At 34.1% G+C, this 22,149-nt stretch carries 16 protein-coding genes; 10 read left to right on the top strand and 6 right to left on the bottom strand.

Going from position 1 to position 22,149, the window contains the following annotated elements:
* The first annotated feature begins 49 nt into the window (after nucleotides 1-49).
* Genes PBT91_RS04705 through PBT91_RS04725 form a run of 5 tightly spaced genes read left to right on the top strand, consistent with a single transcriptional unit; the run spans nucleotide 50 to nucleotide 10,586 of the window.
* Nucleotides 50-3,592, top strand: coding sequence for a SusC/RagA family TonB-linked outer membrane protein (locus PBT91_RS04705; protein WP_270060629.1), 3,543 nt, complete (start codon nucleotides 50-52; stop codon nucleotides 3,590-3,592).
* A gap of 9 nt (nucleotides 3,593-3,601) precedes the next feature.
* Complete coding sequence (locus tag PBT91_RS04710) at nucleotides 3,602-5,017, top strand: RagB/SusD family nutrient uptake outer membrane protein (RefSeq protein ID WP_270060630.1); 1,416 nt, start codon at nucleotides 3,602-3,604, stop codon at nucleotides 5,015-5,017.
* Between the two features lie 53 nt (nucleotides 5,018-5,070).
* On the top strand, nucleotides 5,071-7,050 hold the full coding sequence (locus PBT91_RS04715; RefSeq protein ID WP_270060631.1) for a TlpA family protein disulfide reductase: 1,980 nt from the start codon (nucleotides 5,071-5,073) through the stop codon (nucleotides 7,048-7,050).
* A 6-nt stretch (nucleotides 7,051-7,056) separates the two neighbouring features.
* Nucleotides 7,057-8,463, top strand: a complete 1,407-nt coding sequence (locus PBT91_RS04720) for an alpha/beta hydrolase family protein (RefSeq protein ID WP_270060632.1) — start codon at nucleotides 7,057-7,059, stop codon at nucleotides 8,461-8,463.
* 20 nt (nucleotides 8,464-8,483) lie between these two features.
* Nucleotides 8,484-10,586, top strand: coding sequence for a protein-disulfide reductase DsbD family protein (locus PBT91_RS04725; RefSeq protein WP_270060633.1), 2,103 nt, complete (start codon nucleotides 8,484-8,486; stop codon nucleotides 10,584-10,586).
* A gap of 163 nt (nucleotides 10,587-10,749) precedes the next feature.
* Here PBT91_RS04725 and PBT91_RS04730 read toward each other — a convergent pair whose 3' ends face one another.
* Entirely contained in the window at nucleotides 10,750-11,976 is a 1,227-nt protein-coding gene (locus PBT91_RS04730) for an MFS transporter (RefSeq protein ID WP_270060634.1), read from the bottom strand.
* A 194-nt stretch (nucleotides 11,977-12,170) separates the two neighbouring features.
* On the opposite strand from PBT91_RS04730, the gene PBT91_RS04735 reads away from it, so the two are divergent.
* From PBT91_RS04735 to PBT91_RS04750, 4 genes are all read left to right on the top strand, one after another.
* Nucleotides 12,171-13,025, top strand: coding sequence for a M57 family metalloprotease (locus PBT91_RS04735; RefSeq protein ID WP_270060635.1), 855 nt, complete (start codon nucleotides 12,171-12,173; stop codon nucleotides 13,023-13,025).
* Between the two features lie 209 nt (nucleotides 13,026-13,234).
* Complete coding sequence (locus tag PBT91_RS04740; RefSeq protein WP_270060636.1) at nucleotides 13,235-13,438, top strand: hypothetical protein; 204 nt, start codon at nucleotides 13,235-13,237, stop codon at nucleotides 13,436-13,438.
* 135 nt (nucleotides 13,439-13,573) lie between these two features.
* Nucleotides 13,574-15,601, top strand: coding sequence for a tetratricopeptide repeat-containing sensor histidine kinase (locus tag PBT91_RS04745; RefSeq protein WP_270060637.1), 2,028 nt, complete (start codon nucleotides 13,574-13,576; stop codon nucleotides 15,599-15,601).
* Nucleotides 15,586-16,242 (top strand): response regulator, encoded by a 657-nt coding sequence (locus tag PBT91_RS04750; protein ID WP_270060638.1) that lies wholly within the window; start codon nucleotides 15,586-15,588, stop codon nucleotides 16,240-16,242. The genes PBT91_RS04745 and PBT91_RS04750 overlap by 16 nt, the downstream gene beginning before the upstream one ends.
* Here the strand turns inward: PBT91_RS04750 and PBT91_RS04755 are convergent.
* From PBT91_RS04755 to PBT91_RS04770, 4 genes are all read right to left on the bottom strand, one after another.
* Nucleotides 16,239-16,391 (bottom strand): SsrA-binding protein, encoded by a 153-nt coding sequence (locus PBT91_RS04755; RefSeq protein WP_270060639.1) that lies wholly within the window; start codon nucleotides 16,389-16,391, stop codon nucleotides 16,239-16,241. The two genes, PBT91_RS04750 and PBT91_RS04755, sit on opposite strands and share 4 nt — an antisense overlap.
* 70 nt (nucleotides 16,392-16,461) lie before the next feature.
* Nucleotides 16,462-18,330, bottom strand: a complete 1,869-nt coding sequence (locus PBT91_RS04760) for a M56 family metallopeptidase (protein ID WP_270060640.1) — start codon at nucleotides 18,328-18,330, stop codon at nucleotides 16,462-16,464.
* Nucleotides 18,331-18,377: 47 nt separating this feature from the next.
* Nucleotides 18,378-18,737: a BlaI/MecI/CopY family transcriptional regulator gene (locus tag PBT91_RS04765; RefSeq protein ID WP_270060641.1), complete on the bottom strand. Its 360-nt coding sequence runs from the start codon at nucleotides 18,735-18,737 to the stop codon at nucleotides 18,378-18,380.
* 79 nt (nucleotides 18,738-18,816) lie between these two features.
* A complete protein-coding gene (locus tag PBT91_RS04770) occupies nucleotides 18,817-19,812 on the bottom strand; it encodes a carboxypeptidase-like regulatory domain-containing protein (protein ID WP_270060642.1) in 996 nt (331 codons plus the stop codon).
* 113 nt (nucleotides 19,813-19,925) lie between these two features.
* On the opposite strand from PBT91_RS04770, the gene PBT91_RS04775 reads away from it, so the two are divergent.
* The gene (locus PBT91_RS04775) at nucleotides 19,926-20,873 is read left to right on the top strand and encodes a calcium/sodium antiporter (RefSeq protein WP_270060643.1); all 948 of its coding nucleotides are present in this window, start codon (nucleotides 19,926-19,928) and stop codon (nucleotides 20,871-20,873) included.
* 254 nt (nucleotides 20,874-21,127) lie between these two features.
* Here the strand turns inward: PBT91_RS04775 and PBT91_RS04780 are convergent, their stop codons facing one another.
* Complete coding sequence (locus PBT91_RS04780; protein ID WP_270060644.1) at nucleotides 21,128-22,138, bottom strand: glutamine synthetase beta-grasp domain-containing protein; 1,011 nt, start codon at nucleotides 22,136-22,138, stop codon at nucleotides 21,128-21,130.
* Between the last annotated feature and the right edge of the window lie 11 nt (nucleotides 22,139-22,149).

Consider the following 22,149-nt stretch of genomic DNA (forward strand, 5'->3'; position numbering starts at 1 on the left):
CTCAAACAGTCAATTATTTCCTATAAACAATTAAAAGTTATTCAAAATTATGAAAATAAAGTACTTGAAGATGAAAGCTTCATTCATTTTAACCTTGTTTTGTGTTTTTCAGATTTCTGCATTAGAAAGCCTGGCGCAAAAATTTAATATCGATCTGGATGGGGTTAAGGTTACCCAGGTTATAGAACAGATTAAGGAACAAAGTGATTATAAGTTTTTCTATAAAGATAATGTGATTAATGAAGACTGGAAGGTAGACATTCATAGCGATAGTGAAGATATAAATGAGGTCTTAAATCAGTTATTTCGAAATTTCCCGGTAAGTTTCGTAATTCAGAAAAAGCAAATTATCCTCAAAGAAAAAGAAAAATCATCTACAACTAGTAGCGCCGATATGCAAGGTTTTATCGATGGTACCGTAAAAGATGAAACCAACTTTCCTATTATGGGAGCAACAGTATGGTTAAAAAATTCTCGGATAGGTGCAGTTACAGATGAAGACGGTAAATTTAGAATCCAGGCTGCTACTGGCGATACACTTGTCTTTAGCTTTATAGGTTTTAAAACCAAAGAGCATGTGCTGGGAAACGAAAAAAACTTAGTTATCCAACTAAAAACCGATGTTAGTGGTTTAGATCAAGTTACTGTGGTTTCTACCGGTTATCAAAAAATCAATAAAGAACGTGCAACAGGTTCGTTTTCTACGATTAGCGGCGAAGAGCTTCAAGAAGTACCAGTAAACAATGTAATGCATCAGTTGGAAGGGAGAGTTCCTGGTTTGCAAATCGAAATTTTAGAATCTGATAATACATTTGTTTACGACAATCTTGAAAGAGAACAGGAGGGGAATACCAGCTATAATTTTCAAATTAGAGGCCAGTCGACTATTGATGGTAATACAAGTCCGCTGATTGTTATTGATGGCGCCCCAACCGAGCTGGATATAAAAAATATAAATAGTGCTGATGTCGAGAATATAACATTTCTAAAAGATGCTGCCGCTGCTTCTATTTATGGGGCTAGGGCTGCAAATGGAGTAATTGTGATTGATACTAAAAAAGGCAAAAAAGGTAAAATGAGAATTAATTTTTCTCATACCAATACTTTCTCAACAAAACCTTCTATATCAGGTCTTCCTTTAATGAATTCTAGCCAGATATTGGATTTGGAACAGGAACTTGTAGATAAGAATATTATTGCAGATCCTGCACAGGCAGGAGCACTTTATAGTTCCTATCCTGTAAGTGAAGGAGTAGAGAATATGTTGGAGTACGAACGTGGAAATATTAGTTTGGAAGAGCGCGAAGCGCGTTTAAATAATTTGCGAGAAAGAAATAATTATAATCAAATCACCAAATATTTAATGCAACCGGCCTCTGCTAATACTTATAATTTATCACTTAGTGGAGGAAATAATAATTATAATTATTTCACATCGGCATCTTATTCAAAAGAAGAAACACAACGAAAAGGTTCAGAAGGTGAGAAAATGACATTTACCATAAATCAAAATTTTAAACTGTTTGATTATGCAGATGTAAGCACTAGCCTTAAAGGTTCCTTTTTTAATTTTGATGAGAACGGGATAGGTTTACAACCATTAGCTGGGCAGCGTTATTCTTACTTACCTTATGATAGACTTCGTGATGAAAATGGTAATAATGTTAGTTTTGCCCGTGAATTTTATCGTGATCAAATTACAGAATTTGAAGATGCGGGTTATTTACCTTGGGAATACAGTTATTTAAATGAATTAGAAAACAAAAACTCAACTGCTCAGGAGCAAAACTATTCTGCTAATATTCAGGTTTCCCTACCTATATATAAAGGATTGAATGCATCTGGAACGTATTTGATAGAGCGTTCTAACAGAAGTAGACCTACATTATACAATGAAGAAACGTACTACACAAGAAATGCTATAAATAGTGCAACTTATTTAGATCCTGCTACCAATTCTATTACTAGAGGATTGCCATTAGGTTCAATTTATCGAACAAACCGAAGTATTTTAACAAGCCAGACTACAAGAGCGCAATTAAATTATAATGAACGTTTTAAGGATCATGCAATCGATGCTATTGCCGGCATAGAATTTAGAGAAACCAGGGAAGAAGTATCATCAGGGACCTTATACGGTTATAACGAAAAAACGCAAACTTCGGTAGATGTGGTTTCTTTAAATTATACTACCGTAGAGGGGTGGAATTCAACCTTAAATTATGGTAATGTCTTAACGGACCAAAGAAGAAGATTTTTGTCTTATTATGGAAATGCAGCCTATACATATAAGGGAAAATACGTGATTTCAGGTAGCGCCAGACTGGATGATTATAACAATTTTGGAGTAGATAAAAGTTATAGAAGAACACCTTTATGGTCTACCGGTCTTAAATGGAATGCAAGTAAAGAATCTTTCCTAAAAAATATAGAAGTAATAAATAATCTAAGTTTCAGAGCTTCCTATGGTTTTAACGGAAATATAAGTTTAACAACATTTCCTTTTACTAAAATTTCAATTGCCAATACCGATTATAATCTTTCGCAATTGCCTTATGCATTTGTATCTGCAGCTGCCAATCCTGCCTTAAGATGGGAGAAAACTGGGATATTAAATATTGGTGTTGATTTTGGATTATTAGACAATAGAATTTCAGGAAGTTTAGAATATTATAAAAAAAATAGTGATGATTTAATTCAGGAATTCCCGGTATCAGAATTTTATGGAGTTCCGAATAGTACACTTACAAGAAATACATCAACCTTAGAGGGGAAAGGAGTAGATTTAAGCCTGAATGGTATTTGGATACAATCCAAAAATTTCACAGCAAGTTCTAATTTCATTTTTACATATAATACAAATGAAGTTACCGATTCTCGTTTCGAAAATTATTCAACGTATCTAAACGGTTCAGGAAGTACTCCTCCAATTGTCGATTATCCATTAAATAGTGTATTTGCGTTTCGCTCTGCTGGATTAGATGAAAATGGAGCATTCCAGGTTTACGATCGCAATGATGAAATTGTTGGGCCTAATGAGTTATTGACGGAAATAGAGGATATGAAATATATGGGAACTAGAACACCTAAATATTACGGAAGTCTAAATACAACGCTAAAATACAAGCAATTTTCGTTGTATGTTTTAGCTACCTATAAAATGGGTTATAAATTGTTTAAGCCTACATTCGATAATTACATTTCACGTTTTAATGAATTTACCGGTTATAATTTGAATACAGATATTGCCGATAGATGGCGTGAACCGGGAGATGAAAATTCTACAAATATACCGGGTGTTTTAGGTTTAGGAGGATACTCTTATTCAAGATATAGATTAAGTGAAGATCAGGTAATCTCTGGGGATCATATTCGATTAAGAGAAATTTCCCTTAGTTATGATTTTTCTAAAGTACTGCAAGAAAGCTTTATAAGAGGAGCTTCCTTATCATTTACCGCTCGTAATCTTGGACTTTTATGGCGAGCTAATAACGACGACATAGATCCAGATTTTTTACCCTACACTACAGGAAATCAAATAAGACCTACACCTACAGCGATGTATTCTATAGGCTTAAATGTTAACTTTTAATTCGATATTATGAAATTAAATTATATATATACCTTTTTATTGATCATAGTTACAACATTAGTGAGTTGTGATGATTATGTCGATATAAAGACAGAAGGGATTTTATATCCTGAAGATACCGAAAATTATAGGTACTTATTAAATAATACCCCTATTTACGATCTTTCATATAGCCTGGTAGATGTACCATCAGATGATATTTCTATGCGCTACGATCATGCTCAATATTTTGAAGAAAATGCAGCAAATTCAGAGTTTAATCGTCCATTTAAAGATACTTATATTTTTGCAGACTCTATTTATCATACGGGTGAAGCAGATAGTGAAATAAAAACCATGTACGAAGGTCTTTATAGTGCCAATGTGGTTATTACTGAAGTTTTAGAAAGTACAAGTGGTACTGAGCAAGAGAAAATAGCCTTAAGGGGAGAAGCATTGGTGCATAGAGCCTATTTATTTCTTAATCTGGTAAATACATTTGGGAAAGCATACGATGCCAGCACGGCCAGTACAGATTTAGGAATTCCGATATTTACTGAGCCAACTTCAGATGGAGATATAAAAAGAGCAACAGTTCAGCAAGTTTACGATCAAATAATTTCTGATTTAACCGAAGCAACCAATTCAGGCTTGCCTGGGGTTCGAAGTGGTACTGAAGTTGGTTTTCCGTCTAAATCCAGTGCACATGCTTTATTGGCAAGAACCTATTTATATATGGGAAATTACACTGAAGCTCTAGAAAATGCTGAAAAAAGCCTTGCGTTACAAAATACATTGTTGGATTTAAAGAATTATACACAGACACCAGATTTTAGTTGGCCTCGCAGAATAGAAGATCCCGAATTGATTTTATCGAAAACGACCATAAGATCTTATGCTTACCTGCCAACTTTACTATCGCTTAGCGACGAATTACTAAATAGTTTTGATAATACCGATTTACGCTATCAACTTTATACAAGATCTAATGAAGAGCTTTCTTATGGATCTATTTCTGAAGGAAGATCGTATTGTAAAGCAAGATTAACCGGCGAAAATCGTAATGCCGGGCCAACAGTGCCAGAAATGTATTTAATTAAAGCAGAATGTTTAGCTCGTGCCGGTAGTACAGATGCAGCGATGGAAACTATAAATACACTAAGAGAAGCGCGTTTTAGAGCAGAAGATTATTATGATTTAAGTGCAAGCGATGCAGAAGATGCTTTAATAAAAGTGCTTGCAGAGAGAAGACGTGAACTTATGGGAAAAGGCGGATTTAGGTTTTTCGATCTAAAACGTCTTAATAAAGAACCTCGATTTGCCAAAACTGTGGAGCATGAATATTTAAATGAAACCTATACGTTAGAGCCGGGAGGTGATAGATATCAATTTCCTTTCGCTTCCACTTTATTTCAGTATGCGCCCAATTTAGAGCAAAATCCATAACACAATTAACAGTCCCCGAGATTAATCGGGGGCTTAATTAGATTCATAAAAAAATGCGAAAAATAAGAATATTGCTAGGTATATTATTAGTGCAGTTCACTATAAATGCCCAGCAAACCGAGCAAATTTTTTCTGTAAGTCCAAAATTACCTAATCCAGGAGATCAGGTTACCTTAAACTATAATCCAGAGAATACAGTATTAAAAGATGCTAAAGAGATTCAGGCGGTGATCTACATAAATGCAGATCATAAATGGTCGGCTAGCGATCTAAATTTTCAAGAAACCGAAGATAATCATTGGAAGGCCTCATATAAATTACCTGAGAATACAGCTCTTATAAGCTGCGTATTTAAATCGGATACTTTAGTAGATAAAGGTGGAGCAACTACGTATTCTTGGTTGCTCGATAAAGAGCCGGGCTCTTATGCTAGCTGGGGTATCCTAAGGTCTAAAATTTTGCAAGAGGAAAGTATTGCAATAGTAAGCGATAGTGCCTATATCTCTAGCGAGGTTGGATTAATGTGGATCAATAAAGAAATAGAGAAATTTCCTGAAAGCCGAAATCTATATTTTTATGAAGGGCTAAAATTAATGCAAGATTCTAAAGAAGGCGAGCATAGCAACCGAATTCAGAATGAAATTAGGTATGTCTTAGAACAGGATCTTTCTAAACTTCAGCAATATAAACTTCAGCAATCACTTCAGTTATTAGATAAAGAAAAATCTAAATTTTTCATTGATTCTGTAAATGACGTTTTATTGAAAAGATATCCTAAAGGAGTTTTAGCTAGAGATAACGAAATTAAGCGTTTATTTACCGAAAGTGATGTTCAGAAAAAGATTGGCGAATTTGAAGAATTTCAATCTGACTTTCCCAAAGAAGATTTTAAAGAGGTCTTTACCTTTACCGAAGACTTATATTACGACAAATTATACAGAACTATAGCTTATAGATATATTACAGAAAACGGAGATTATAGCTTTGTTTTCGATAACCTTAAAGATGCAGGTTTTTATAATCTGGTAGATTATAGCTGGCATTTTGTAAGTATTCCCTATAATAATGAATCTATAGCAGTGGATAGTTTAAATACCATTGCAAGCAAAATCATACCCGAATTAGAAGTATGGGAAAATGAAATTCCTAAAAAATACGAAGGGAGATTATCACTGCAAGAATGGAAACAAAAAGCACAGGAAGCATCTGCGCGAGAATATTTAACCTATGCTAAAATTCTCAACGAATTAAAAGATTATAAAGCTGAAGATCATTATTTAGAAAAAGTAAAACCATTTTATAGCTATGAAAATACAGATTTTAATGAGCTTTATGTAGATTATTTAAGAAGGCATAATAATAAAGAAGAAGCGATTGATTTTATTAAAGAAAGTCTTTCCCGTAATAATACTACAGCGCAAATGCTTTCTATACTGAAAGAAAATTTTTTAGCAAAGAATGGAAATAATGCCAATTTTGAAGCGTATATAAGCGATATTAAATCTGGCGATGCTCAAAATCAATTTAAAGAAGAATTGATTGCTGAAATAATTAACAAACCTATTGAAGATTTTGAACTGGAAAGTTCTTTAGGCGGAACGGTAAAACTATCCGATCAAAAAGGGAAAATCGTTATTATCGATATGTGGGCTACATGGTGTGCTCCTTGTAAAAAAGCAATGCCCGGGATGAAGATGGCGGTAGATAAGTATGCTGAAGATAAAAATGTAAAATTTTACTTCTTAGATACTCAAGAATATATTTCAGATTACAAAAAGAAAACAGTAGAATTTATCGAGGAAAATAATTATCCTTTCGAAATTCTTTACGATGCTAAAAATCCTGAATCAGGAAAGTTCGACGATACTTATGCTAAATACTCAAAGGCATTCGAATTTTCAGGAATTCCACAAAAAATGATTATCGATCAGCATGGAAAATTAAGGTGGCGATCTACCGGTTACTCCGGAAGCCCAAGCGAACTGGCTGACGAAATTTCTATCATCATCGAGTATTTAAAATCTGAAAAATAAATCCTAATGCTTAAAGTAAAGCAACTTGTAATTTTTTCAATTTTTTGTATTTCAGCTTTTGGCCATTCTCAACAACTATGGCAGGGGCAGTATAATTCAAAAAGGCTTTTATTAGAAAAAGTAATAATTTCAGATGGCCCAGACTCAATTTTTTTAAGTAGTCCAGAGCATATGTATAAAAAACTCCCCCTTCAACAAGAAAAGAAGGGGGATTCTTTATTTTTAATGAACCAAAATTATAATATCCGTCTCAAAATCAAGACGATATTGGGGGATTTAAGCCAGGATTCTTTAGTCGCTAATTATGTCGATTATACCGGGATTCATCCAGTAAATTTCATTAAAACCGATAGTTTACAGCCGCTTAGTTTTCCACAGCATCCCAAAGGAAAATTGCCTTATATCAATAAAGAAGTAACATTTTATAGTGAGAAAACAGATATAACTTATGGTGGAACTTTAGTATTACCTAAACATACAAATCATTATCCATTAGTTTTTTTATTGAATGGAAGTGGACAGCAAGATAGAAATTACACCTATGCCGGGCATCAGTTTTTTACCGTGCTGGCGGATGCTTTGGCCAAAAAAGGCATAGCTTCTTTTAGAATCGACGATCGTGGAATTGGAGAAACTACCGGCGATTTTGAGAATGCAACAATTGAAGATTTTGTATTGGATCTTGAAGCCGCAAATTCGTTTATAAAATCTCAGGAAAATATAGATCACTCCTTTATGGGAATAATAGGACATAGTGAAGGTGGAGTAGTGGCTTCTATAGCAGCTTCCAGAGATAAAGAATTTAAGTTTATGCTGAGTCTCTCTGGTGTGGGCGTTACAGGATTAAAAATTTTGAATCTCCAGAACACAGCGATTTTAAAATCTATGAATATTGAAGACTCCCTGATAGATCATTACATGGAATTGTATAATTCTTTATTTAAAACGGTTTATAATCATCATGAAGCAGATAATTTAAAACTGAAGTTAGAACAGGCGGTCAATAATTGGATGCAGGATAAAGATGGAGATTTACTACAAAGTATGGGATTGGCTGATGGACGAGAAAAAAATTTGATCTATAGATTTCACAAGGAAGCAAAAAAAGATGCATATCAATACATGATTCGTTATAATCCTAAAGAATATTTGCCTAAAATTGAAATTCCTGTAATGGTTTTAAATGGAGCTAAGGATGTGCAGGTTCCTGCCGAAGAAAATATCGCCGGATTCCGGAAATATCTTTCAAAATCCACTAATTTTGCATCGAAAATCTATCCAAACCTAAACCATATGTATCAACACTGTCATAGCTGTACTACTTCAGAACAAAGCGAGCTTGAAGAAGTTTTCGCGCCTGAAGTTCTTGCAGATATCACCAAGTGGATACATAGCGTTGATCAAACAAAGTAATTACAATTAAATAGTCTTCAATGAAACTAGTTATTGCCAGTATCCTTCTATTTTTTTCAACATTCTCACAGGCTCAAATTTATGATCCTGTATCTTTTGAAACTGATGTTGAAAAAGTAAACGAAAATCAGTACGCCTTAATCATCAATGCAACCATAGAACCCGGTTGGCATTTATATTCGCAAGACGTACCTTCTGGTGGTCCTATTCCTACTTCATTTCAGTTTTCATCTAATGATAGCTATGCTCTAAAAGGCAAAGTTGTAGAGCCAGCAGGTCATGTTATAGATGATCCTATTTTTGAAATGGAAATTAAATATTTTTCAGATGAAGCAACTTTTAAGCAAATTATAGAACGGAAATCTCAAGATGCTTTTCAAATAAATGCTTCGGTAGAATTTATGGTTTGTAACGATGAAAGTTGTTTGCCACCTACACAGAAAAATGTAGTATTCAAATTTTCTAAACTGAATAATTCGGAAGCCGCTCCCGCTGCAGATTTAGAGGAAGAACCCGATAACAAAGAAAATGTAAACGAGTCTGAAAAATCTGTAGAACAAGATAAAGAATCCGTTGAAGAAGATATTAGTCCGCAGGTTTCTGGAGATATGGTTGATGCTGTTTCCAAAACTGATGAAAGTGATGCAGATGTTAAAAAAGATATCACTAAAAATGATGATGAAATTGAAGAAAGCGAGAGTTCAGAAAGTCTTTGGTCCATTTTTATACTAAGTTTTTTAGGTGGTTTTGCAGCTTTACTTACCCCATGTGTTTTCCCTATGATTCCTATGACGGTAAGCTTTTTTACCAAACAAAGTAAAAGTCGTGCTTCCGGAATTAGAAATGCCATTTTTTATGGGCTATTTATTATCGTGATTTATGTGATTTTGGGCTCTGTAGTAACCGGTATTTTTGGCGCAGATGCGCTTAATGCCTTGTCTACAAATGTATGGTTCAATGTGATATTCTTTATTTTATTGATCTTTTTTGCTTTTTCATTTTTGGGAGCCTTCGAGATCATGTTACCAAATTCTTGGGCTAATAAAATTGATTCGCAAGCCGATCGTGGTGGGATTGTAGGTATATTTTTTATGGCGTTGGCATTAGCTATTGTTTCTTTCTCCTGTACAGGCCCTATCGTAGGTACTTTACTTGTAGAAGCAGCATCTAAAGGAGGTATTGCACCTATTGTAGGAATGCTTGGCTTTTCAACCGCAATAGCATTGCCATTTGCTTTATTTGCAGCATTCCCAGGTTGGTTAAATTCGCTCCCAAAATCTGGTGGATGGCTAAATACAGTAAAAGTAGTATTAGGATTTTTAGAGCTTGCACTAGCATTTAAATTTTTAAGTAATGCCGATTTGGTTTTGCAACTTCATTTGTTAGAACGAGAAACATTTTTAGCGATCTGGATTGCAGTATTTGCCGGACTTGCATTATACTTATTCGGGAAAATTACATTGCCACATGATAGTCCTTTACCGCATATCTCCGTAGGAAGGTTAACTTTAGGATTATTGACATTAGCTTTTGTAGTTTATCTAATTCCGGGGCTTTGGGGCGCTCCATTGCAATGGATTAGTGGTTTCCCTCCACCAATGCAGTATAGCGAATCTCCGTACGGTGTAGGAAATAGCAAAGGAAGTGTTAGTGGTCCAGCCGAAGAACTTCCTCCTAATGCCGAGCTTGGTCCTTTAGACATCGTTATGTTTAAGGATTATGAAGAAGGAATGGCTTATGCTAAAAGTCAGCACAAACCGGTGATGTTGGATTTTACGGGTTACGCTTGCGTTAATTGTCGTAAAATGGAAGAACGCGTTTGGCCAGATCCTCAGGTAAGCCAAATCCTTAAAAACGATGTGGTGCTAATTTCGCTATATGTTGATGATAAAAAAGAATTGCCTGAAGAAGAAAAATATGTTTCTGAAACGACAGGTAAAGAAATTGAAACTATAGGAAATAAGTGGAGTGATTTTCAGATAAAAAATTATAAAGCCAATGCTCAACCTTATTATGTGTTGATTGATAATGAAGGGAACAACTTAAATAAACCAACGGCTTACGATCCAGATATAGAATCTTATTTGGGATGGTTACAAGAAGGTTTGCAGAATTATAAGTAAAAGAATAATCGATTTTAGATATTAAAAAAAGGGATCGTTGCTTTTAAGCTTCGATCCCTTTTTTATTGGCACCGCCAAAGGGTTTTATACTCCCAGGCTTGCCTCGAAATTGAACATTCGTTTCCGGCGAAAGCCTCATGGTCTTGCTCTGGGGTAGTTTACTCTAGAATTTCTGCAATTTCAGTTTTCTTTTATTGTTTTTCAGAATTAAAAAAGCTGAGTAAAAAATAACCAAAACTAATGGAATACCAACGCCAAGGTAACGTAGCGACATATCGAAAGTAGTGGCGATTTCACCTGAAGAAGATATTACGAAACTGGAGATTGATGTAATGATATAAAGCAATCCGCCAATAAGTCCACCAGCGATACCAGCATTGCTAGGGAAATAAATCATGTTTTGGGTAAAGTAATTGGTAAAAATAAACCCGGAAACAATATGGATCACAAAAGCGAAACCGACTAGAAGATAAAGATGATCTAATTGTGATGCTGCGACGATAAACACGATTAAAAGCACTATTTGCGCAAAAGCTGAAATTCGTAATTTCTGAGGGAAATTTTTGTTAGCAAAGGTCTTACTTAAAATTCCGCCAATCATCCATGATATTCCTAAGATAAGTGTACAATAACCCGTCGTTACTGCATCAAATCCAAAATGATGTTCTACCACAAACGGGCCAGCGATGTTAAACACCATCACGGTTGAATAAGCTAATCCCAAAATCAAGATTCCTAAAACAAATGGCTTATTCTTCAGCATTACGGCATAAAGCATTGAGGTTTTCTTCAAATTAAATTTCTTAACATTTCTAATCGTTTCTCCACTAAAAATTAATTCAGCAAAAAATAGAATTGTGGCATATATCGCTAAAAAGTAAAAATTTGCCTGCCAATCAAACAAGCTTTCCAGATAACCACCAAGAAAAGGAGCGATTATCGGTCCACAAGACCATACGATGGTGAAAAAGCTTAAAAAATGTTTTCGTTTTACTTCATCATAGAGATCGACAAAATAAGCTCGTTTTGCCACCACGATAAACGAGGTTCCTAATCCCTGTACGATTCGCCAAAAGCAAATAACCCAAACTTGATTTGTCCATGTAATGGCAAGGCTACTAATAATTAGAGCTATTAGGGAAAACAATACAGGTTTATATCGCCCTAGGCTGTCTAATAAACTTCCTACAAACAACTGCGCAAAACCATAGCTTAAAAAGAAGCAAGTAAGGGTAAGCTGAATACTTTTTTCTGAAACCGATAAATTCTCTGCCATCGATGGAAATGACGGTAAATAAATATCTGTCATAAACCCAGAAAGTGGAATGGTAAAAAAGGTGATTATCGTTGCAATTTGTTTTCGTCTTTCAGAGGCTTGTCTTAAGTGCATTGGTTAGAAAAGTTGACTTGGTAGGGGATTTATAAATTTTTGAAGTGTAGTCGAAAACTGGCGCTTTTGCTTTCAGTTTTAGTATAAACTGGAGAATTTTATATTACGGTTTTCCCTTACTTATTATACGGTTTAATTTCAAATATCTGGAAACTAGTAGGTTAAATTTGAGGTGTAATTTAAAACCTACTTAAATGAATTTAAACAAACTACCACTCGTTTTGGCAGCAACAGGACTGTTTTTTACTTCCTGTCAAAAAGATGAAACCACACCAGAGACTCAGGAATTGCTGAATAATGAGGCTCCAACTTCATCACAAATTCCTAAAGAGGTAATAGAAAAAGTGAGCAATTTACATTTCAATTCAGATTATATTGAAACATTCGAGCTTACTTTACCTGGAGGTGCTACTGAAACCACTTATTTAATTGAAAATGATATTGCAATGTCTGCCGATCAATTAGATAAGCTAAGCACCGCAGATATTACCAGTAAGCAGTATCGTACTTACAATTTGGTTAGTAGTCCCAGAACCATCAATGTTATTGGTTATACGGGGACTGGCTATGGGCAAGATCTTTCCAACAAAATGCAACAGGCATTAGAAAGAGCTGTAGCGAATTATAACGATTTAAGTATTGGTCTAACCTTCAATCTTAGTTTCGGTACTAATTATAGTTCTTCAGATATTGTTGTTTATAAAACTAGCAATGGACAGGCTGGTGGAGTAGCCGGTTTCCCATCAGGGGGTAATCCTTACAAATGGGTTCAGATTTTTTCAGGAATGGAAAGTTATAGTACTGCAACCAACGAACATGTAATCACTCACGAAATTGGGCATACTCTGGGATTACGTCATACCGATTGGTTTTCTAGACAAAGTTGTGGCCAAAGTGGTGAATCGGCCAATCCAGATGGAGCAGTACATATTCCTAATACACCTACAGGATACGATGCTAATTCTGTGATGCTAGCATGCTTTAGCGCCAATGAAAGCGGCAATTTTGGTTATTACGACAAGATCGCATTAGAAGAGTTGTACGACTAAGCTCAGAAGTTGCATTATTATTTTAATGTAGTTAGCCCAACTATTTCATCCGGCGAGATAATTTTCTTAGAAATCCCCAAATCTACTTATCAATATGGCTTTAAGGCCTAATTGCCGGGTGATCTTATTTATCCTTTTTGTCTCTAACAAGAATATCCTTTTGTGAGAGAATGTCTTCACTTTTTTAATAATACTTTATACAATCATCCATGAAAAATTTATTTACACTTTTAATTTTAGGAACTTTAATGGCAGTAACTTATTCTTGCGAACCGGAAGCCTTACCTGTATCTAATGCCGAAACATATGAAGAATCTGAAATAATCGATATCGATACTTATTCCGATTCTTCTGGACGAGAGGAAAATGAACAGGAAAGAAGAGATCCGCCTGAAGAGGACGAGCAAGATTAATCTTCTAAACTAAAATTAATTTGAGAAATGTATGATTAAATTCTTAAATTGATCGATGCCCAATTCTACATATTTCAATACAAGACGTAATTACTATTTCTAAGTTCAGAGTTTGGGCATCTAAACAACTGAATATTGAAGAAGAATTATTTTTTACTTTTACTATTAGTCTTAATGCTTTCATCCTGTGATCTATACCAGTCACAGGATGAGTCATTTTCTAAAGAAGCTATCGAAATTTCAGATGATTTTAAGCTGGATTCTATAGATCTAGAAGTTAGAAAGGAGAAACTGAAAACATATTTAAATCAGACTTCAAAACTTAATGATGATACGCTTAAAAAGAAAAATTACCTGCATGCTTCTTATTACGCAGCTTCAATAGATTCTGCTTTATTTTTAGAAGCCAATTCCAAGGCTATAGCTTATGCAACACGGCTAAACGATAGTTTAGGGCTTGCCGGGGCTTTTTGGGATCGCGGATATTTCTATTCAGAAATTGGTGGATATCGCCAAAGTTACGACGCCTATCAAGAGGCAAGTGAACTTTATTTAAAAAACGACAAGCCAGTATTGGGAGGGAGATTGCTGATAAACATGGCGATTCTTCAATCTGATATTAAAGATTATGTGGGGAGCGAAGTAACAACGGTTAAGGCTTTAAAAGTTTTAAAGCCTCTAGATGCAAAAGAATATGTTTATAGATGTTATAATAATCTTGCAGTTGCGTATAATCAAATGAATGATTTCGAAAATTCATTAGAATATCACATGAAAGCCTACGAAATTCAAAAGCAATTGGGAAATAATATTTATCAAAAAGCTTCAACTTTAAATAATATTGGTGTTCTATATGAAAATATGGGGAGATTTGATGATGCTCTAAATGCCTATGCTGAAGCTTTAGAATTTTCAGAATTAGAAAATAAAGAACCTCAGGTTTATGCTAAGATTATCGATAATCGCGCGTTTGCTGAATTTAAAATTGGTAAAAAAGAACATATTCCTGAAGACTTCTATAAAGCCTTGCAACTAAGGGAATCAATTGGTGATGAAGATGGCGCTATTTTTTCTAGTATTCATCTGGCTGAATATTATGAAAATATAGATAAAAGTAAAGCTTTGAAATATGCAGAAAAGAGTAAAAAATTAGCACGGCGACGAGAGCATATGCAAGGGCTAATGGAATCTTTAAGATTAGAAGCGCGTTTGGATAAAGCTAACAGTTATGAACACCTTGAGCGATATATTTATCTAAAAGATAGCTTGGAGAGGGAAGAGCGAGCCGCCCGTAATCAATTTGCAAGAATACGTTACGAGACCGATGAATTTATCGAGCAGAACAAATATTTAAATGCACAGCGAAAATGGATAATATTAGGTGCTGGATTTTTGCTGATTATCGTAATACTAGGATTTGTAGTACGGCATCAAAAGATTAAAAATAGGCAGTTAAAATTAGAAAAGCTGCAGCAACAATCCAATGAAGAAATCTATAATTTACTTATAGACCAGCAAAATAAATTAGAGGAAGGTCGTCAAAAAGAAAAGAAACGCATTGCTGCTGAATTGCATGATGGGATTTTAGGGAAGATTTTCGGTATTCGATTAATATTGAGTAGTTTGAATGATAAAGTTGATGCAGATTCGGTTGAAACCAGATCAAACTACATCGCTGAATTGAAAATGCTAGGCGAAGAGGTTCGCAGTATATCTCATGATTTGGATGCTAATATTTTTGATTCACGTTCTGGATTTATAAGCATGTTAAACGAGCTATTGAATGAACAGTCTACTTTAGGTAAATTTGAAGCTGTTTTAAATAATGATCCTAATATCGAATGGGATAAGATAAGTAGTAAAATCAAGATTAATCTTTTTAGGGTTATGCAAGAGTCTACTTATAATATTACAAAATATGCTCAGGCCAAAAAAGTTATTGTAGTTTTTAGAAAACAGGATACTCATCTTTTTGCAATGATCAAAGACGACGGAAAAGGCTTTGACCTTGATGCCAACTCAAAAGGAATAGGATTAAAGAATATGAAATCCAGGATCAATAATCTAAATGGTAAAATAAACTTCAAGACTAGTGAAGAAGGAACTGCGATAAGTATACAGATACCTATTAATCAAAATCATAGAATATGGCTAACCGCTTAAAAGTATTGATTGTAGATGATCATCCCATAATTATAGAAGGTTACAAAAGTACATTACAATCCTGCAAGCACGACATGCTTATACAAACCGCTAGCGATGCAGATACAGCTTTAGAACAAGTGAATAAAGCCGAAAAAGTTTTCGATATAATTATTTTGGATATTAAAATTCCAGCTTCTAAGGATGGTAGAATAATTTCCGGAGAAGATTTGGGGGTGAAATTTCGCGAAATTTCACCTCATTCTAAGTTGGTTGTGCTTACGATGTTCAATGAGAAATATAGACTTCAGAATATTCTAAAAAGTATAAATCCTGAAGCTTTTATGATTAAAAGCGATGTAGGTTCTACAGAACTTTGTGCTGCAATTTTATCGATTAGCAACGGAATTCCTTTTTACAGTAAGACGGTGCGTGAATTATTTAGAAAACAAATGACACGAGATATCACTTTAGATGAAAATGATCGGAAGATTTTATACTACCTCTCTAAAGGAACAAAAACAAAGAATTTGGTAGATTACATTCCGCTATCCTTAGCTGCCATCGAAAAAAGAAAAAGAAATATTAGGAAGCTTTTTGAAATAGAAGAATCTGGCGATAAATTGATTTTAGAGAAAGCTGAAGAATATGGGTTTCTTTAATCTAAGGAATTTTTAGTAACCCAAGTTTTCCATCCAATAATGGCCATTTGCAGTTTTGTAGCTTTGGCCAAATCCAATTCTTTCTTAGAATAACTTGGTAAGACTTTTTTGTTGAGTTTTGCCAAAGATTTAAAAAACTTCTTTTTCATTTTTAGTCAGTTTATATCAAAGATATTAAAATATTGACGTTCAATGAAAAAGAAGCTGTTTTAAGATTGTCTATATTTTTTTAGGTTTCTCACTAGTAATCTTGAAATCATCTTTTTTTGTGTCCATAATCATATAAAACTCATCAATCGTATCACTACTAGACGAGCTATACGTAACATTCCAGGAAGAAGAACCCTTATGTCTGGCTTTGATCTTTACACTATTAATCATTCCTGAATCATCACGCTTCAATTTTTTAATATCAATTTCAATATTATACTTTTCTTGGATCGTTTTGACCATGTTTTGGATGGCGGCATCTGTTTCATTAGGATGAATGGTATATACGAAGGTGGTAGATTTTTGAGGTAATTTACCTTTATAGTTTTTGGTATATATTTCGATTACACCATTTTCGGTATTTTTATCATCATATTTTTCAGCTGCTTTTTCGCCTTTTAGTACATTAATAGAGGCGATTTTTATTGAAGATAAATTATTCAATTCTTCAGTTGAAGCAGTTTTGTTATTTATAATTATTAAAGGAGCATTTTCTTGATTAATCTTTTTTAGTGTAAATCCGTCACCAGATTTTGTAACCTTGGTCTTGCCAAGTAAATAAATTCTAGTATTATCTGTAGTTTTTGGCTTTTTCAGTATTAAGTTATCACCTTGCGTTTTGGTGGTATATAATTTAACGCCATAATCTGCTACTTTTTCACCGTAAAGCGCCACCGCTTTTTTCCCGTTAAGATAGGTTATATTTTGGATGTTATCTTTATCTATTCTGCTAAGGAAATTCTTGTTGGGCTGCGGCATTCCATTTAAAATATACAAGGTGTCCTTTAATACTTTCAAGGAGTTTTTCTGAGCATGAAAAGTCGCATTGCCAGAAATAGCAGTTTCCTCATTTTCTTTTTGCTGAATGTTTGGAGTTGAAGTTTTTTCTGAACTTAAAACATCAGATTTAGATTTTTTTACTGAATTTTCCTTTTGAATAATTGTTTTTTCATCAACGATTTCTACTTTATCGTTTTGTTGTTGCGAATTTTCTACTTCTGAAGATTCTAAAACAATACTTTTTGTTTTCAGGTTAAAACTGTACAGGAATAAGCATAAAAACGGAATAACTACAAGGGTTTTCCACGAGGTGTTTTTCTTCTTCGATTTGTTAAGCATAATAATACGTTTTTTGATGAATGATTGATAAAATTGATTAGTCATAGCCGGCTGCAAACCTACACTGGCCATAACCAGCGCTTTTTGGTATTCTTTTTTGCTGGCTATTGTTGCTACTGCATCTTGATCGGCTAGAAATTCTAAATTTTGGACGATAATTTTTTTGTACAGCCAGATAAACGGATTAAACCAGAATACTACACAGAGTACAGAAATGAAGATCACATCCAAAGAATGCCATTGCTTTGCATGAATTTGCTCATGCTTCAGGATTAGTTTTAGGTCTTTTTGATGATGTTTTTCAGGATTGTAAACAATATTGTTGAAGAAGGAAAATGGTTTTATATCCTTATTCGTTTTAACTAATTTCAAATTCTTGTATTTTTTTAAGAATCCGGAATTAATAATCTTTTTTAGGCTGTAGATCTGAAAACCAAATCGTAAGCTCATTAGTGATACACCAAATAGGTAAACATACAAACCAATTTGCCACCAATTTGTAGGTTCTTCAATTACCACATTTTCTTGCTGAATGTCAGCATTCATAACAGTATAAGGTATTTCTGTGGATGGTAATTCTATGTATTCTTGCTGAGTGAGATAGATAAGTGGCAAAATTAAAGAAGTCGCCAAACCTACTAATAGAAACTTGCGGTTTTGCATAAAACTAGTCTCTTGTTTTAGCAGAGTAATGTAGGCTAAATAGAAAATAGCAATTAATGCTGAAGATTTTAACAGATGGGATATAAATTCTTGCATACAGGAATGATTGATTGTTCGCTTTTTGATTGATAAATTGCTTAGCGCTATTTTTTATTTTCAATGATTTCTAAAATTTCTCTAAGTTCTTCAGCACTAATTTTTTCTTCTTTCGCAAAAAAGGAAACCATGCTTTTATAGCTATTGTCAAAAAATCGTTTAGTAGCGATATTCATAAACTGTTTTCTATAGGCTTCTTTGGTAATAATAGGGTAATATTGATGCGTCTTGCCATAAGCTTTATAAGAAACATATTTTTTTTCTTCGAGATTCCTTACAATGGTCGAGACCGTATTGTAGTGCAATTTCTGTTCTTTGATATGAGGTATAATTTCTTTTACAAAAGCTTTTTCAAGCTTCCATATGATCCTCATAATTTCTTCTTCTTTATTGGTTAACTTTTCCATGTCGTTGTCTGTCTTCAGATATGTAGATGATAAATATAACGAAAAAAATAGTTTTCAAACTAAAAAAGTAGTAATTATTTTAAAGCGCGTAATTTAGTGGTAAGCATAAAGACATTCTCGCCTGTCCCATTACGCCAGAAATATTAAAAGCTCGAGTAGGAGTGAAGTTTCCAAATTCGTCGATGTAAAACGGACTTTTATATATAAGACCAGATTGATTATTTTTATGTAATATGCTAATCGTGTCTTTAGTCATCGCTACTTTAGTAAATTGATGTTCTTGCTGAATATCAAAATATTTATATTCCGGAACCTGAAATCTATCATAAAAAATCTTAAAATCATTTTTGGCAAGTTCTTTTTTAGCAAGTGATCTCATAAACTGAAGTAGTGAACCTTCAAAAGCTTCTTCGCGATTTTTTAGATGACGTTTTCTTGGTTTCTCCTTTAATTCTTTATAGAAACTGCTTCCCTCGTAAAAGGTGTATTCAATTAAATTAAGGCCAGAACTACCAATGCTAAATTTGATGGTGAAATCTATAAGCTCATATTCTATAAAATATCCCAAATGATTATTTTTAATTAATATAGGCTCTTCTGCGTATGCCATAAGTTCGTTTTTAGAAGGGCTATATTTAAGTTTTATAGCATCTTCATTAAGTATTTTGCATTTTAGCGAAGCTTTTGTATTGCCCAAAAATTCTCTGCGGAAGTAATTAAGTTTCCTCTTGCGAGACCAAGGATCGGTTTCCAATATTACCGTGCCTAGCTCATCCATACTCTCTTCAAGAAACACGATGGGATAATTTTCTTCTTTAAAAACTGAAATATTAGAAACAGTTCTTGTTTTATATCCAATAGATCTAAAAATTAATGGTGAAATATTAGAAGCCGAGTTTTGAATTTTGAAGAATCCCTTAGTATTACTTACGGTTCCTAAGCTAGTGCCATCAAAATAAATGGAAACTCCTTGTAGAGCAGTCGAATCTTTTGCGCTTAATATTCTACCAGTATATACTTCTTGAGCATGAAGTTGCAAGGAGAATAACAGGCTTAAGAATAAAACATATTTCATATAGTAAATATAACTATTTTATTAGTTTTAAAACTATTTATTTAGTTTTTAATTCATTATTTCATTAATGCGATAGCTTTAAAGATTAAGTTATATTAGCATAAAAAAGTCCTATGGATATTGTTTACATACTAATTGGGTTGGTGTTATTAGTGGTAGGTGGTGAGTTTTTAGTACGATCTTCTGTCGCTCTTTCTTTCAAAATGAATATCTCAAAAATGGTCATCGGGTTAACTGTGGTTTCTTTTGCGACTTCAGCACCAGAATTATTAGTGAGCTTACAGGCAGCCATGGAAGGATTTTCAGATATATCACTAGGAAATATTATAGGATCCAACATTGCAAATATTGGATTAGTATTAGGAATCACAGCACTTATTTCTCCTATTGCCGTAGATCGCGATTTCTATAAATTCAATTGGCCGGTAATGATGATTTTTTCATTTGCTTTATTTTTCTTTTTATTAAATGGGGAAGATATAGACCGTTTAGAGGGAGGAGCTTTAGTTTTGGGACTATTAATTTACTTGCTTTTCTTGATTATTCGTAGTAGAAAAGTAAAAGAAGAAGTGGTAGAAGAGGTAGATGATAGTTTAAAAAGCACTTCTTGGTTTAAGATTATTATCTGGTTAGTAATCGGTGGAGCTGCACTGTATGGGGGATCAGAATTGTTAGTCGACGGATCTGTTTCGCTTGCTAGAGATCTAGGCGTGAGTGAGCGTATTATTTCAGTAACGATGATCGCGATAGGAACTAGTATTCCCGAGCTTGCTGCATCGGTAATAGCCGCCTTAAAAAAGGAGAAAGCCTTATCTTTTGGTAATTTGATAGGTTCTAATATTTTTAATATTGCTTCAGTTTTAGGGATAACTGCTTTAATAAAACCAATTGTAATGCAATCTCAGGAAGTTTTGACCAATGATATTTATTGGATGATTGCTTTCTCATTTATATTGGTTCCTATGGCTTTTATTCCGAAGAAATTTCTATTTGGAAGAATTAAAGGCTTGGTTATTTTAACAGGATATTCAGTATTTCTTTATATCACGATTTTTAAGTAATAGAAAATAGATAATAGAAAAAAGCATAAGACGTCATAAATTAGTCCTCTGAAGTATCAATCTTGATTTATGTTTTACGTTCGATTTATGATAAGATTGCTGGTTTTTGTTACTCTGTACTAAATTTTCTGTTACCGAAAAAATTGTTTAAAAAAGTCTTATTTCAGCATTTGATAAATTGAAAATATTAAAAAAGGCGTTTCTAAAAGAAACGCCTAATCTAAGATTATTACAATCTAGCCTAAATCTATTATTTATTCTGCATTTTTAACCGTTTTAATAATACGGCTTGCAATTTTATAAGGATCACCATTAGATGATGGTCTTCTATCTTCTAACCATCCTTTCCATCCGCGCTCTACAGTTGCAATTGGAATACGGATTGATGCTCCACGGTCTGAAATTCCGTAGCTAAAGTCGTGGATAGAAGCAGTTTCGTGCTTACCGGTTAAACGCATGTGATTATCTGCACCATAAACGTCGATGTGTTCTTTTACAACTGGGCGGAATGCCTCACAAATTTTCTCGTAAGTTTCACGATTTCCAGCATTTCTTAATGTTGAATTAGAGAAGTTGGCGTGCATACCACTACCATTCCAGTCTAAATCACCCAATGGTTTTGGATGTAGATCGATAGATACACCATATTGTTCTCCTATTCTTTCTAAAAGGTATCTCGCCACCCAGATTTCGTCACCAGCAGCAGCAGCACCTTTAGCGAAAATTTGATATTCCCACTGTCCAGCGGCAACTTCGCCATTAATACCTTCTACATTTAGTCCAGCTTCAAGACAAGCATCTAAGTGCTCTTCTACGATCGCTCTACCATAGGCATTATTAGCGCCAACAGAACAATAATAAGGACCTTGTGGTCTTGGATATCCATTAGCTGGGAACCCTAGAGGCTTACCAGTTTCAGTGTCGATAAGGAAATATTCTTGCTCAAATCCAAACCAGAAATCATCGTCCTCATCGTCTATGGTAGCTCTTCCATTAGTTTCGTGCGGTGTACTATCTGCATTAAGTACTTCGCACATTACTAGGAATCCGTTTTTACGTTGTGGATCTGGACATATAAATACCGGCTTTAATAGACAGTCAGAAGAGTTTCCTTCAGCTTGTCCCGTAGAAGAACCATCAAAAGACCATACTTCACAGTCTTCTAATTTTCCAGAAAAATCGGTTACTATTTTAGTTTTACCACGTAACTTCTGAGTTGGCTTACTACCATCAAGCCATATATACTCCAGTTTTGATTTGGTCATAATCTAATTCG

The organism is Zunongwangia sp. HGR-M22 (assembly GCF_027594425.1).
In the GTDB taxonomy this organism is placed as follows: Bacteria; Bacteroidota; Bacteroidia; order Flavobacteriales; family Flavobacteriaceae; genus Zunongwangia.

Excerpts from the sequence above, each read along its gene's own strand:
- PBT91_RS04720 (WP_270060632.1), top strand. The coding sequence starts at position 7,057 with ATGCTTAAAGTAAAGCAACTTGTAATTTTTTCAATTTTTTGTATTTCA.
- PBT91_RS04725 (WP_270060633.1), top strand. The coding sequence starts at position 8,484 with ATGAAACTAGTTATTGCCAGTATCCTTCTATTTTTTTCAACATTCTCA.
- PBT91_RS04705 (WP_270060629.1), top strand. The coding sequence starts at position 50 with ATGAAAATAAAGTACTTGAAGATGAAAGCTTCATTCATTTTAACCTTG.
- PBT91_RS04750 (WP_270060638.1), top strand. The coding sequence starts at position 15,586 with ATGGCTAACCGCTTAAAAGTATTGATTGTAGATGATCATCCCATAATT.
- PBT91_RS04740 (WP_270060636.1), top strand. The coding sequence starts at position 13,235 with ATGAAAAATTTATTTACACTTTTAATTTTAGGAACTTTAATGGCAGTA.
- PBT91_RS04775 (WP_270060643.1), top strand. The coding sequence starts at position 19,926 with ATGGATATTGTTTACATACTAATTGGGTTGGTGTTATTAGTGGTAGGT.
- PBT91_RS04770 (WP_270060642.1), bottom strand. The coding sequence starts at position 19,812 with ATGAAATATGTTTTATTCTTAAGCCTGTTATTCTCCTTGCAACTTCAT.
- PBT91_RS04760 (WP_270060640.1), bottom strand. The coding sequence starts at position 18,330 with ATGCAAGAATTTATATCCCATCTGTTAAAATCTTCAGCATTAATTGCT.
- PBT91_RS04755 (WP_270060639.1), bottom strand. The coding sequence starts at position 16,391 with ATGAAAAAGAAGTTTTTTAAATCTTTGGCAAAACTCAACAAAAAAGTC.
- PBT91_RS04780 (WP_270060644.1), bottom strand. The coding sequence starts at position 22,138 with ATGACCAAATCAAAACTGGAGTATATATGGCTTGATGGTAGTAAGCCA.
- PBT91_RS04735 (WP_270060635.1), top strand. The coding sequence starts at position 12,171 with ATGAATTTAAACAAACTACCACTCGTTTTGGCAGCAACAGGACTGTTT.
- PBT91_RS04710 (WP_270060630.1), top strand. The coding sequence starts at position 3,602 with ATGAAATTAAATTATATATATACCTTTTTATTGATCATAGTTACAACA.
- PBT91_RS04765 (WP_270060641.1), bottom strand. The coding sequence starts at position 18,737 with ATGGAAAAGTTAACCAATAAAGAAGAAGAAATTATGAGGATCATATGG.
- PBT91_RS04715 (WP_270060631.1), top strand. The coding sequence starts at position 5,071 with ATGCGAAAAATAAGAATATTGCTAGGTATATTATTAGTGCAGTTCACT.
- PBT91_RS04730 (WP_270060634.1), bottom strand. The coding sequence starts at position 11,976 with ATGCACTTAAGACAAGCCTCTGAAAGACGAAAACAAATTGCAACGATA.